Source organism: Shewanella sp. SW1, from assembly GCF_025653545.1.
Lineage (GTDB): Bacteria > Pseudomonadota > Gammaproteobacteria > Enterobacterales > Shewanellaceae > Shewanella > Shewanella oncorhynchi.
Genome location: NZ_JAKKSG010000016.1, coordinates 111,078 through 124,603, shown reverse-complemented (window position 1 = coordinate 124,603; position 13,526 = coordinate 111,078). Strand labels below are relative to the sequence as shown.

The following is a 13,526-nucleotide window of genomic DNA, read 5'->3' as shown; positions in this document are numbered from 1 at the left end:
TCAATACTGTTTCTTAAAAAATCTTCCCAATTTGTGGATTTTTTATTGACTCCGTAAAATACATCTAAGGATTGGCTTAATTTTCGGCACTCGTCAGATTCGACGAATTAAGTTAGCACGATTTTTAATCAGATCAACTAGTTTGTTTATGGTTTGTTAAAACTTAATGACATAAGAAGGATATTTTTAATGGAAAAAGTCGCAGTGTTACTGAGTGGATGTGGTGTTTTCGATGGAACTGAGATACATGAATCGGTTTTAACGCTTTTATGCTTATCCCGATCAGGGGCTCACTACCAGTGTTTTGCACCAGATATCAAACAGATGCATGTAGTAGATCATCTCACTGGCGAGGTCGATGCTGCTGCAAGTCGTAACGTGCTGGTGGAGTCGGCACGTATCGCCCGTGGCGAAGTCAAAGCGACCACAGAATTAGATATCGCCGAATTTGATGCCTTGATCATTCCCGGTGGCTTTGGTGCGGCGAAAAATCTGTGTAACTTTGCGACGAATGGCAGTGAGTGTGAAGTGGAACCGCTGGTGACTGATTTTATCAATGAGTTCATTCTGGCGAAAAAGCCCGTTGGTTTTATCTGTATTGCTCCTATGATGATCCCGCGTTTATATCCCCACGGTGTAAAAGGCACTATCGGTAATGATAGCGATACTGTTGCAGCGTTTAATTTGATGGGCGGTGAGCATCAAGTTGCGACAGTACATGAGATAGTCGTGGATGAAGCGAATCGAATTGTCAGCACTCCCGCTTATATGTTGGCTGGAAGTATTGCTGAAGCGCATTCAGGCATCGAGAAGTTGGTTGCTAAGGTACTGGAGATGACTGACGCACGTTAGTTTGAGCGGTTTGTAGAAGTGTAAGAGCGCGTCATTGAACCAAGATAAATCCCCATGCGTTCTTCTGGATTTATCTTGGTATAACGGGATTAGACTGAGCTTGAGGACTTGCGGCTATCGAATAAACCTTGGGCTAACCCTATGAGTAAGCCACCAATGTGGGCACCGTTCGCAACGGCAACCCCTAGAATATCCATGAATCCCAATGCCAACCAAATCATCATAAAGGCCATATATGATGGTGGAAAGTCTATTCCAGCAGCTGGTTTACGTATCCCCATGACCCAAGTGTAACCCACCACGGCATACACAACGCCAGATAGCCCGCCGAAGTTAGGTCCACCGACATAATATTGGATGACGTTTGGCAGTGTTCCCGCCACAAACAGCAAGATTAGCAATGGTGCTGTGCCGATTCGGGTTTCGATTTTACCGCCTAAATACCACCACCAGAGCAAGTTAAAGATGACGTGCATGGCTGAAAAATGCAGCAGGCTCGGAGTGAAAACGCGCCAGAACTGGCTGAACTCTGAATTTGGTACCGCGCCAAAATAGGACAGTGCAACGTAGGTTTGGTTGGCGAACCCTAAGTTCATCGCCGCAAAAATGAGTACGCAAACCGCAAAAACGATCAAGGTGACTGGGCCTGCGCCGGTAATGAATTGGGTAAACAACTGTAGCGTAGGGGCGCCGTAATCTATCTTAGTTTGGGTATCGCCGTGTTCCCACGAGGCTTGCAGATATTTACTGTCGTAGGGATGAGCCATGAAATGGGCAAACTCTTTGCGCGCTTGCTCCAGATCTTTGTCATGGATGACGAGAATGGCGACACCTTGCTCCAGCGGCTCAATTTGGCAGTCAATGTGTTCACCTTTGAGGTGATCGACAAATGCCTGCGCGGCTCTACTGTTGGGGAGTCGGCCAATTTCTATCATGCATTCGCCTCATGCCAGGCGCTATAGCCGCCGTCTAGACTGTAAACGTCATCAAACCCTTGCTCGCATAAATACTGTGCCGCATTTTGGCTGCTCATACCGTGGTAACAAACCACCACTAGCGGGCTGTCCATATCGGCTTGGCTAATAAATTGCGCTAGGTTTTCGTTATTCAGGTTAGTTGAACCTGCAATATGGCCATTGGTGAAGCTATTGCCATCGCGGATATCGACGATTTGCACTGGCTGTGCTTCGGTCATTTGCAGCAACTGATTAACGCTTAAGTGTTTAAAGGAAGACATAATAAAACCTGACAAAGCTAAGAGATGGAAATCAAGATGGGATAAGTGTGCAACAAGGGGCTGCGAGTGTACAGCCCCTATCTAGGTAATGCTCTGCAGGATTAATCCCAGCTGAGGATCACTTTACCCGATTGGCCCGAGCCCATAGCGTCGAAACCTTGTTGGAAATCATCAATCTTGAAGTGGTGAGTGATGATAGGTGAAATATCTAAGCCTGATTGGATAAGACTGGCCATCTTGTACCAAGTTTCGAACATTTCACGGCCGTAGATGCCTTTAATGACCAAACCTTTGAAGATCACTTTGCTCCAGTCGATGGCCATTTCACCACTTGGAATACCGAGCATAGCGACTTTGCCGCCGTGGTTCATGGTATCTAACATGGCGTGGAAGGCCGATGGTACGCCAGACATTTCTAATCCAACGTCGAAACCTTCGGTCATGCCCAGTTCTTTCATCACGTCTTTTAGGTTTTCTTTTGACACGTTCACAGCGCGCGTGGCGCCCATTTTACGGGCCAGTTCTAAGCGGTATTCGTTGACGTCGGTGATCACCACATGGCGAGCACCTACGTGACGACATACTGCTGCCGCCATTATGCCGATGGGACCTGCGCCTGTGATCAACACGTCTTCACCGACTAAATCGAAGGATAATGCTGTGTGCACAGCGTTACCAAAGGGGTCAAAGATTGAGGCTAAATCATCGCTGATATCATCAGGGATTTTAAAGGCGTTAAAGGCGGGGATAACTAAGTATTCTGCAAATGAACCTTCACGATTGACACCCACGCCAGAGGTGTTACGGCATAAATGGGTGCGGCCTGCGCGGCAGTTACGGCAGTGGCCACAGGTAATATGACCTTCGCCAGACACGCGGTCTCCAATCTTAAAACCACGAACTTCTTGGCCGATATCAACCACTTCGCCGACATATTCATGACCAACAACCATAGGGACTGGAATGGTTTTTTGTGACCATTCGTCCCAGTTGTAGATGTGCATGTCGGTGCCACAAATCGCCGTTTTTTTAATTTTGATCAGCAGATCGTTGTGGCCCATCACTGGCTTAGGCGCATCGACTAACCAAATACCTTTTTCGGCTTTTAACTTGCTTAGTGCTTTCATTGTCTTAAGTCCTAAATAATGCCCATTTCTTTGGCAATACGGGTAAAGGCGGCGATCGCTTTGTCGAGTTGCTCACGGGTATGTGCCGCTGACATTTGCGTACGGATACGGGCTTGTCCCTTAGGAACGACTGGGAACGAGAAGCCAATAACATAAATATGTTCTGCTAATAAGCGGTTAGCAAAGTCGCCCGCCAGTTTCGCATCACCAATCATCACAGGGATAATCGCGTGGTCGGCGCCGCCCAAAGTAAAGCCTGCTGCTGACATTTGCTCACGGAAATAACGGCTGTTTTCCCATACGGCTTCGCGCAGGGCTTGGCCTGATTTGAGCATTTCTAACACATGGATAGATGCAGTCACGATTGACGGCGCTAATGAGTTAGAGAACAGGTAAGGACGTGAACGCTGACGTAACCAGTCGATGACTTCTTTTTTACCCGAAGTGAAACCACCCGATGCGCCGCCTAAGGCTTTGCCTAAGGTGCCAGTGATGATGTCGACTCTGTCCATCACATTGCAATATTCGTGGGTGCCACGGCCGTTTGCGCCAATAAAGCCTACCGCGTGAGAGTCATCGACCATCACTAGTGCGCCGTATTTATCGGCTAAATCACATACGCCTTGTAGGTTAGCAATCACGCCGTCCATCGAGAATACGCCATCGGTGGCGATCAAGATGTTACGGGCGCCTGCTTCTTTCGCGGCGATCAGCTGAGTTTCTAAATCGGCCATGTCGTTGTTGGCATAGCGGAAACGCTTTGCTTTACATAAACGTACACCGTCGATGATAGAAGCATGGTTTAACGCATCAGAAATGATGGCGTCTTCTGCATCTAACAAGGTTTCGAATAGACCTGCGTTCGCATCAAAACATGAAGAGTAAAGAATAGTGTCTTCAGTGCCGAGGAATTCGCTCAGGCTAGCTTCTAGCTTTTTATGTATGTCTTGGGTACCGCAAATAAAACGTACTGATGCCATACCAAAGCCGTGGCTGTCTAAACCCTGTTGGGCGGCTTTGATTAGCTCGGGGTGATTCGCTAGGCCTAGGTAATTATTCGCGCAAAAGTTAACAACTTCTTGGTGATTAACTTGAATGGCAGTCTGTTGTGGTGAGGCAATAACACGCTCGCTTTTATATAAGCCTTCGGCTTTGATGTCTGCAAGCTGTTGATTAATCTGTGCGTAGAATGAGGTAGAGGCCACCTGATATCTCCTTAGTTAACTTTATTCTGATTTTGGGAGTGGCGGCATTCTAACTCTAAACCTAATCGGCCTACAGCCTTTTTTTCATGCAGGTTCGCAAGATAAACTAGTTTAGGGCTAAAGTGGTTTTTACATTATAAAAACTAATGTGCAACATAAGTTTGCCACTGTTTGACTGAGTATTCTTTTAAGCGTTGTAGAGCGAAAACGGGTTCGCACTCAGTACTATAATTGCTTTGAGTTTAGTTCCGAATGCGAGTTCCCAACATAGGTGTTTGGGATGACGTTATAGAGATTCTTGACTCGCTAGCGCGTGGTAATGTTGCTCTAGGCGAGTAAAAGTCGCAACGGAAGTCGGGGTTGCATAGGCTTTGAAAATCATCAGCACCCTTAAAACGCCTTCATAAAGTGTCGCTTTAGTAATGGTGGACGTGCTGGATTGTGTGAGTTGATAACCAATCCAAAAGCTGACGATCATCTTAATGGTATCCGCCAGTGGCGTGATTTTGTCAGCATCGACACACAGAAATCCATCTTGTGTGAGTTTATGCAGCACATGGCTTGAACGCGTTAAGACTTGCTGCTGTGCGTGCAAATAGCGTTTTTTTAGTTCTTCATCGCGGGCGAGAATATCCGCAAGATTGGCGTACATAAAACGGAATTGCCACAAGGTATAGAACATAGCATCGAAGTAGCCGATTAACAGTTCTACATCCACTTGCTTATCTTCATAGGGTTGGAAACCCGATTCGAGATGATTCTCATATAGACTGAAAATACAGCGGATAATGTCTTCTTTATTGCGAAAATGGTAATAAAGATTCCCGGGACTCATATTTAAGTGAGCAGCAATGTGATTGGTGGTGATGTTTCTTTCGCCATGCTCGTTGAACAGTTCAAGACTGGCATAGATTATTTTGTCGCGGGTTTTCATAAGTTATCCAAATTGCTAGTGAACGCCACATAATTGATCAAAGAAAGCTAACCAACGACCGCCGAACTGCTGGTAAATTATCCCTAATTTGGTGCATATGCTAACATTGCCACTATTCATCAGGCAAAACTCATAAGCACGTTTTTAATGAATCGTTTTCTCTATTCCACGATCTTATATTTATTATTCCCTTTGCTAATCGTCTATTTAGCATTTCGTGCTATTAAAAGCCCTGATTACTGCGGTCGTTGGGGGGAACGTTTTGGATTAACCCGGCTTAAATCGACGGATTTACTGATCCATTCTGTGTCTATGGGTGAAACGCTTGCGGCAATCCCATTGATCCGTTTGATTATGCAATCACACCCTGAATTAAGCATTACGGTTACTACAACCAGCCCAACAGGATCTGCGCAGGTGCGTAAAGCCTTTGGTGACTCAGTGCAACATTGTTATTTACCCTTTGACTTACCTTGGTGTGTGGAGCGTTTCTTGCGCCAAGTCTCACCTAAATCTTGCATCATTATGGAAACCGAACTGTGGCCTAATTTGGTTGCTTTAGCGGCCAAGCGAGGTGTGCGCTTGATGTTGGCCAATGCACGTCTGTCGGCCAAGTCGGCGGCGCAATATGCTAAGCGCCCTAAACTCAGTCGACCTATGTTGCAACGACTCGATGTTATTGCGGTGCAGACTCAAGTGGAAGCGCAGCGTTTTATCGAGTTAGGTGTATCGCCGGACAGAGTGACAGTATGCGGTAGCTTGAAGTTTGATCTCAGTATTACGCCTGAGCGTTTAGCCAATGCCAAGCTGTTGCGTCAGACTTGGGGACGTAAAACCTCGCCGATTTGGGTCGCAGGCAGTGTGCATCCTGGAGAATTTGACGCCATGCTCATCGCCCATAGGCAATTATTGGCTCAGTGGCCCGATGCCTTGCTGATTATTGCACCGCGTCATCCTGAGCAGTTTTCTGCCGTTGCTGAGGTTGTTGCCAGTCAAGGTTTTGAATTAATTCGTCGCAGCGGTAATCTTCCTGTGACGGCCACGACTCAAGTGCTGGTCGGCGATACCATGGGTGAACTTCTGACTTTTTATGGCGCGGCGGACCAAGCCTTTGTCGGTGGCACGCTGATCAATAATGGTGGCCATAATCCCTTGGAGCCTGTTGCTATGGGCGTACCTGTTATGGTGGGGCCGAACCATTGGGACTTTGCCCAGATTACGCAGATGTTGGCGGATGCTGGTGGGTTAAGGGTTGTCACTTCGTCGGATGAACTGGCGGCTAACTTGATTGCCTATTTTGCGAAACCTGAATTGCGCCAGCTGGCAGCAAACGCGGGATTGGCAGTGGTTGAGGCAAATCGCGGTGCCTTGCAACGACAATTTCTTCTCGCGCAATCATTAATCAATTAATTCAACAAGATAATTTATTTAGTGGTTCAGGCGCTTTGCATCGCCGCTTGATAGCCCAGCAGCAGTGATGACCAGTTATCGGCAGTGAAGGCAAGACTTGGCAGTTTGCCTTGTTCTTTATTAAAGGAGCGTAACAGTCTGTCTAGATTCGATTGTTGCCATTGCGGGCTCGGTATTTTTAACTCACCGCGGTCGAAATCGATAAGATAAAAGCGCTCTGGCGTTATGGGTGCAGTTTGCGCAGGCTGAAACAGAATGTTTTTGGCATTGAGATCGGCGTGGTACACACCGCGCAGGTGGAATTGGGCGATAGTTGCTCCCAACGCCTGCCATTGCTCTGTGCTCATGACCCCTTTGCCGAGTTTAGCGACTAAATCTTCGGCGCCTTCGACCCGTTCGATAATGATATCGGCGCGGTAAAATAATCCATCGCGTACTATGTTGGCGGCAATCGGCTTAGGTACGGCAAAATCTTCGTGATACAAAATGTTTAATAAGTGTAACTCACCCATGGCGCGGGTATTTTCGAGGCCAGTATAAACGTAAGCGTCTTTGCTGAATTTCTCCATTAAGCCGCCACGCCAATAATGCCGCAATACCCAATGACTGCGCTCAAATGCCACAAACCAAGTGGTGTAGCGGCCTTTTGATGAACCGACGACAGCATTTTTAGCCCGCCAAAAATCCACCGAGAACCACGCGGGATCGATATCTGTTGGCGTATTTTGGCAAACTGCCATGTGACCTTGGGCGGTTTTTATGAGCTGTATCTGAGCATTCATGGGAGATTTGTTGACTTAAGCGTGGCACCTAGGGCCATTCTACATTAAGATCCTTAGCTTGCGCCAAATAACCTTAAGAGCTTTTAGCTTCAATCCCAATGAGTTTAAATCCCAATACCATGAATTCCCTTTGTTTGCTGCGCTTATCCGCTATCGGTGACGTCTGTCATGCCGTGGCAATGGTGCAGGCGATTCAGCGGCAATACCCCGAGCTCAAAATCACATGGGTGATCGGTAAACTCGAATATCAATTGTTGAAGCATTTACCCGGCATTGAGTTTGTTATTTTCGATAAATCTCAAGGATGGCGCAGCTATTTTAATTTGCGTAAGGCCTTAAAAGGCCGACGTTTTGACGTGCTGCTGCATATGCAGGTTGCGCTACGTGCTACCTTCGCTTCATTAGCCATTTCGGCAAAGGTGCGCATAGGCTTCGATCGTGCCCGCGCCAAAGAAGGTCAGTGGCTAGTGACAAATCATAGGGTGGAGCCCTTGGCCAAGCCCCATGTGCTCGAAGGATTTATGGGATTCGCTAAGGCGATTGGCGTTAACGATCTCACTCCTCAATGGCATATTCCTGTGCCAATTGCGGATACTGAATTTGCCCAGACGCAGATTAAAGATAATGAAAAAGTCTTTATCATTTGCGCTGCAGCCAGTAAGGCAGAACGTAACTGGTTGCCCGAGCGTTATGCCGCCGTTGCGAGCCATGCGATTGCGAAAGGATTTAGAGTCATGCTGTGCGGTGGTCCAACGCAGCTTGAGAAGGATTTAGCAGAGCAAATTTTGCAGGCTTGCCCTTCTAAAATCGATAATTTAGTGGGCAAAACCAGTCTGACTCAACTCTTAGCACTGCTAAAACGCGCCAGTTTAGTGTTAGCGCCAGATACCGGTCCTGCGCATATGGCGGTGACCCAAGGCACGCCAGTCATTGGTTTATATGCCCATTCCAATCCTGGGCGCACAGGTCCTTATCTATCTCAGCAATATGTGGTGAGTGCCTATGATGAGGCCATGAGGTTGCAGCATAGTGGACAAATTACGTGGGGAACTCGCGCTAAAGGCGAGCATTTGATGTCTTTGATCAGTGTTGAAGCTGTGATTGAGAAGTTTGAGCTGGTGGCGCATGACACTAAAGCTTCAGAATAAATTTATTTGGATTAAAGGTTAATTATGGCTCCTCAAAAAGCCCCTAAGTTCTTGTTTATCCCAGTCTCATCGGCTGAGGGCATAGGTGAGTATATGCGCTCAATGATCATTGCCGATGAGGTGAAGAGAACTTGGCCGAATGCCGAGATTAAGTTTATTTTGAGTCAACAAGCTCCCTATGCGACTCAATGCCCTTATCCTGCTGAGCTACTCGAAGATACGCCGACTAAACAAGTCAAGGCGGTTAACCAAATCATGTCAGATTTTCTGCCAGATATAGTATTGTTCGACGCATCGGGTCGTAAATCGCAGTTAGTCCATGCCCATAAACTCGGTGCAAAGGTAATCTTTCTTAGTCAGCATAAGCGTAAGCGTAGCCGTGGAATGAAAATTGGACGCGCTTTAGTGACGGATTGTCATTGGGTTGTGCAACCAGAATTTGTGATTGGCCCTATTAGTTGGTTAGATCGCCTTAAGCTGAAGCTAATGAATAGACCTGAGCCTTTGAATATTGGTCCTGTCTTTACCCAGCCAGATACAATTACCCAATCGGCATTATTAGCGCAATATCAGCTAACGCAAAATGAGTTTGTATTATTCAATGCGGGTTCTGGTGGTCACAGGGTGAATGGTGAACTAGCCGCTGATATTTTTGCTAAGGCTGCTCACGATTGTTTCATTGAATTTGGTATTACTAGTGTGATGGTGTTTGGGCCTAATTATCCGAAATCATTACCTAATCTGACAGGCATTATTTTGATATCGCAATTAGATAATCAAAAGTTTATTAATCTTCTTGCTGCTTCTAAGGCTGTAGTATTGGGCGGCGGAGATACGCTTTTGCAAGCTATTGCACTGCATAAAGCAATACTAGCAGTACCCATTTCAAAAGATCAGTCTAGTAGAATTGCTGCTTGCATATTAAAAAAGTTAGTTATGGCGTGTGCGGCTGAATCGAGAGTAATACAAGATGCGGTTAAAGCGCTGATAAAAAAAGTAGAGAACAATGATGGGTATGAGTTGCAATGTAAGTCTAGTGATTTGAATGGTTTAAATGTAGCAATTCGTGAAATTGACAATGTATATGATCGTTTAGGAGATAAATCATGCGAATAGCCATTGCCATTGATAGTTTAGCGGGTGGCGGAGCCGAAAAGGTCATGATTACCTTAGCCAAGCAATTTATTCGCTTAGGGCATGAGCCGCATTTTTTAGTCATGGAAGATAATCGCTATTATGAAATCCCTGAGGACTTACCCATTCATCAATGTTTTGCCCCTAAGGATAAAGATTTCGACCATTTTGGGCGATTGAATGCTTCGGTTAACAAACTCAGCGCAAAAATCGCGGAAATTGAATCTCAAGTGGGCAAGTTTGATTTGTTTTTATCAAACTTAGATAAAACCAATTTGATGATGACCAAAACCGGTGTTTCACCGCTTTATGTCATAGTCCATTCTTCTGTAGAAGAAGAGTTGAGCCGCCAATTTAAACTGGGACCGTTTGCTTATTTCAAGAAGCTAAAATCCAAAAAATCGCTCAATGGCCAGCATTTGATTACTGTCTCAAATGGCATAGCAAAGGAGATTAAAGATAAAGGTCGTTTGCATCCAGCATCTATGCAAACTATCTATAATCCATTTGAATTTAACGAAATCACATCTCAATCACAGCAAGATAATCCGCAAATCCCTCAGGGAGATTATCTTATTCATGTCGGTCGTTTTGCTAAGCAAAAGCGCCATGATGTGTTGTTTGAAGCCCTCAAGCTCACGCAAAATCAACTTCCTGTCGTGCTCTTGTGCCATAACCACAAAAAAGCGATAAAAGCAGCGAAAAAGTTTGGTATTGAAAAGCGATTAATTATTCCCGGTTTTCAAAGTAATCCTTTTCCATGGATTAAGCAGGCTAAGGCATTAGTGCTCAGCTCTGATTTTGAAGGTTTACCGACAGTCTTGATTGAATCTTTAGCTTGTGGGACTCCTGTTGTGAGCACTGATTGCCCACATGGACCCAGTGAAATTTTAACGGGGAATTTAGTGCCTTATCTCGTGCCGCGTCGTGATCCCAAAGCGTTAGCTAAAATGATAGACAAGGTTGTTAGCTTGCCACCATCCCTCGAGCAGGTTGAGATTTTGGCCAAAGTCGATGCGACCTTAATTGCCGAACAATATTTAGCGTTGGCAAAATAATTTATTCGTTTGTGTTTTAGGAGCATGCTTGTGGAAGAAGCCAAACAAGCCAAAAGACGTTATTTATTTTACATAGCGCAAAACTATTCCTATGCGATGTTAAGGCCACTTCAACAAGTCATTTTGGAAAGAGGTGATGAGGTTAGCTGGTTCTTAGAGGGAAATGAGGTCGATCCTAAGTTTTTAAAAACCGATGAACTGCGCTTGCAGAGCATCGATGCTGTGAAAGCGTGGAAACCAGATGCGGTATTCGTCCCTGGGAACGTTGTCCCTCGTTTTATTCCTGGGGTTAAAGTGGGCGTATTCCATGGATTTAATGCGGGTAAAATGAATCATAAGGGCCGAGAAGATCACTTCGAAATCAGAGATTGTTTTGATTTGTATTGTACCCAAGGCCCTGCGACGACTCTGCCCTTTCTGAAACTAGAGAAAAAGTTTGGTACTTTTACTGTAGTTGAAACGGGATGGCCTGCGCTCGACCCCCTATTTCTTGAGAATAAAGATAATCCCTATATCAAAGCTGATGACCCAAGGCCAGTAGTACTCTTTTGTTCAACATTTTCCCCAAGTTTGACCTGCGCACCTGTGGTATTTGAGCAGATTAAAGCCCTGTCGCAAAAGAGCCAATGGCGCTGGCTCGTGCAATTTCATCCAAAGATGAACCCTAAAATTGTTGAGCAGTACAAGGCTTTAGAAAACGAGAATTTACAGTTTGTTGAAACTGATAATGTGATCCCTTTGCTGCAGGCGGGGGATGTGATGTTGTGTGACACTTCATCGATTCTGTTGATGTTTTTAATGCAGCGAAAACCAGTGGTGACCTTTAAAAATCAGTCACCGAAAGATCATTTAATCGATATCAGTCGGGTTGAGGATATTGAATCTGCATTAACGCGAGCACTGAGTCGTCCTGATGATTTGATGGCGCACATCCATGATTATTGCAATCAAATTCACCCTATGGGCGATGGTCAATCTAGCCAGCGAGTTTTAGCCGCAACAGATGCTTTGATTGATAAAGGCACTGATTGGCTAAAACCTAAACCATTGAACTTGTTGCGCCATTTTAAGATGCGGCGCAAGCTAGGTTATTGGAAGTTCTTGAGCTAAACACTTGGATTCAGTGTTTTCTAACGTTGATATTTTTGAGCTCAAATTCCGATGTTCATCATAAGTACAGAATATTTTCTGTTATTATATGATATTCTAAATGTGGGGGGTATTTTTATAGTATTTGATTGTCTAGTCTGTCGTTGAAACAAAAGTATATTAGGATGTTAAATAAAAATGGCAGTAACAAAAATGCAACCTATAATATCTATTATTATTCCTGTCTATAAGGTTGAGAGGTTTTTGGCAAGGTGTTTGGATAGTGTGTTAGCTCAAACATATAGTGATTTTGAGATTATTTGTGTCAATGATGGTTCGCCAGATAATTGTGGCGTTATTTTAGCTGAGTATGAAAAAAATGATAATAGGATAAAAGTAATAAACCAAGTTAATCAAGGCTTGTCTGTTGCACGTAATACTGGTTTGGATTTTGCTAGAGGTAATTATATATGTTTTGTCGATTCTGATGATGCCATACAGCCGCAAACATTAGAAATAGCTCTCTTTTGGGCTGAAAAAAAACAAGCTGATTTAGTCGTATGGCAAAGTGTTTACTCTGATGGTTTTGAGAAGCCAGATAAATTATTTGATATTGAAAAAATAGATGTGATTATAGTGAATGAGCCATTATATCATAAGAATAAGCGGCCTAATAAAATAGGTTCTGTTGTATGGAATAAACTTTATAAGAAAGAGCTGGTTGAAGATGAGCGTTTTATTCCTGGAGTGCATTATGAAGATATTTCATACAGCTTTTCTATTATGGAAAAACGTCCAAAAACGGTAGTCATTCCAGCTGAATTATATTTGTATACAAAGTTTGAAGAGTCAATAACACAGCAGAGGCCCACTTTAAAACTTATTAAAGACTATCATATAGCAATAAATTCAATCTATAACTCTTATAAAAAAAATATGATTAGCAAAGAATTAAAGCATATAAGACACAATTTACTGCGGCCTCTTTTAAGTAATCAATTTAAAAAGTGTAAGCAAGCAGATCAAGACCAGAGAGTTGTTATGTTACAAGCTTTTGCTGAAGAGTTAAGAGATCTAGATGCTAAAGGTTTATTAACATGGCGTGGGCATCGTATTTATCTGTACATAGCGTATAAAAAGCTAATGAAAACAGTTTAGCTACAATAAAATCAATCTTAATAGCTGTCGTATAGTAGTTCACGGCACTCATGCAGTTTCTACAAGTAGTATTGAGTTTGTATCGTGATCTAAGTATTGCAATATAAGGCTCTGCTACCCGATTGTGGTAACGCTTTACACTGCAAAGTTTTTGGCAAAATGTAGTACTATTAGGATCAGTTATTTAGTTAGCTTCAAGTCTACATTGGTATTGGTTTTTCTAGTCTCATGACTTTAATAACGTGATTTTTAGGCTGAAATGTATAAGTAATGCCCCCCTAAAATTCACAATACCACTACACACAACTACGATTCCTTTAATACCAAAGTTTTTCGCGATTCATAGTCCTATACAAACGTTAAGTTCGTGGCTTTTTGTTCTCTTTTTATAT

At 44.1% G+C, this 13,526-nt stretch carries 13 protein-coding genes; 7 read left to right on the top strand and 6 right to left on the bottom strand.

Annotation, left to right across the window (positions count from 1 at the left end; translation table 11 throughout):
• The first annotated feature begins 189 nt into the window (after positions 1-189).
• Positions 190-852 (top strand): isoprenoid biosynthesis glyoxalase ElbB, encoded by a 663-nt coding sequence (elbB, locus tag L5M71_RS15405; RefSeq protein ID WP_263208573.1) that lies wholly within the window; start codon positions 190-192, stop codon positions 850-852.
• A gap of 89 nt (positions 853-941) precedes the next feature.
• Here elbB and glpG read toward each other — a convergent pair whose 3' ends face one another.
• From glpG to L5M71_RS15380, 5 genes are all read right to left on the bottom strand, one after another.
• The gene (gene glpG, locus L5M71_RS15400; protein WP_263208571.1) at positions 942-1,787 is read right to left on the bottom strand and encodes a rhomboid family intramembrane serine protease GlpG; all 846 of its coding nucleotides are present in this window, start codon (positions 1,785-1,787) and stop codon (positions 942-944) included.
• The gene (gene glpE, locus L5M71_RS15395) at positions 1,784-2,089 is read right to left on the bottom strand and encodes a thiosulfate sulfurtransferase GlpE (protein ID WP_263208569.1); all 306 of its coding nucleotides are present in this window, start codon (positions 2,087-2,089) and stop codon (positions 1,784-1,786) included. The genes glpG and glpE overlap by 4 nt, the downstream gene beginning before the upstream one ends.
• Positions 2,090-2,190: 101 nt before the next feature.
• Positions 2,191-3,216 (bottom strand): L-threonine 3-dehydrogenase, encoded by a 1,026-nt coding sequence (tdh, locus tag L5M71_RS15390; RefSeq protein WP_012090660.1) that lies wholly within the window; start codon positions 3,214-3,216, stop codon positions 2,191-2,193.
• 11 nt (positions 3,217-3,227) lie between these two features.
• A complete protein-coding gene (locus L5M71_RS15385; protein ID WP_263148614.1) occupies positions 3,228-4,421 on the bottom strand; it encodes a glycine C-acetyltransferase in 1,194 nt (397 codons plus the stop codon).
• A 286-nt stretch (positions 4,422-4,707) separates the two neighbouring features.
• Positions 4,708-5,355, bottom strand: a complete 648-nt coding sequence (locus tag L5M71_RS15380) for a TetR/AcrR family transcriptional regulator (protein ID WP_113940155.1) — start codon at positions 5,353-5,355, stop codon at positions 4,708-4,710.
• 147 nt (positions 5,356-5,502) lie between these two features.
• Between L5M71_RS15380 and waaA the strand changes: the two genes are divergently transcribed.
• Positions 5,503-6,765, top strand: coding sequence for a lipid IV(A) 3-deoxy-D-manno-octulosonic acid transferase (gene waaA / locus L5M71_RS15375; RefSeq protein ID WP_263208567.1), 1,263 nt, complete (start codon positions 5,503-5,505; stop codon positions 6,763-6,765).
• Positions 6,766-6,791: 26 nt separating this feature from the next.
• Here waaA and L5M71_RS15370 read toward each other — a convergent pair whose 3' ends face one another.
• On the bottom strand, positions 6,792-7,547 hold the full coding sequence (locus L5M71_RS15370) for a 3-deoxy-D-manno-octulosonic acid kinase (RefSeq protein WP_263208565.1): 756 nt from the start codon (positions 7,545-7,547) through the stop codon (positions 6,792-6,794).
• Between the two features lie 98 nt (positions 7,548-7,645).
• Between L5M71_RS15370 and L5M71_RS15365 the strand changes: the two genes are divergently transcribed.
• The 5 genes from L5M71_RS15365 (at position 7,646) to L5M71_RS15345 (ending at position 13,134) form a co-directional block, all read left to right on the top strand.
• Positions 7,646-8,695 (top strand): glycosyltransferase family 9 protein, encoded by a 1,050-nt coding sequence (locus tag L5M71_RS15365; protein WP_263208563.1) that lies wholly within the window; start codon positions 7,646-7,648, stop codon positions 8,693-8,695.
• A gap of 24 nt (positions 8,696-8,719) precedes the next feature.
• On the top strand, positions 8,720-9,811 hold the full coding sequence (locus tag L5M71_RS15360; RefSeq protein WP_263208561.1) for a glycosyltransferase family protein: 1,092 nt from the start codon (positions 8,720-8,722) through the stop codon (positions 9,809-9,811).
• On the top strand, positions 9,802-10,887 hold the full coding sequence (locus L5M71_RS15355; protein WP_263208560.1) for a glycosyltransferase: 1,086 nt from the start codon (positions 9,802-9,804) through the stop codon (positions 10,885-10,887). Before L5M71_RS15360 ends, L5M71_RS15355 begins: the two co-directional genes overlap by 10 nt.
• 24 nt (positions 10,888-10,911) lie before the next feature.
• Positions 10,912-11,997, top strand: coding sequence for a CDP-glycerol glycerophosphotransferase family protein (locus tag L5M71_RS15350; RefSeq protein ID WP_411569115.1), 1,086 nt, complete (start codon positions 10,912-10,914; stop codon positions 11,995-11,997).
• Between the two features lie 177 nt (positions 11,998-12,174).
• The gene (locus L5M71_RS15345) at positions 12,175-13,134 is read left to right on the top strand and encodes a glycosyltransferase family 2 protein (RefSeq protein WP_263176818.1); all 960 of its coding nucleotides are present in this window, start codon (positions 12,175-12,177) and stop codon (positions 13,132-13,134) included.
• Positions 13,135-13,526 lie beyond the last annotated feature (392 nt).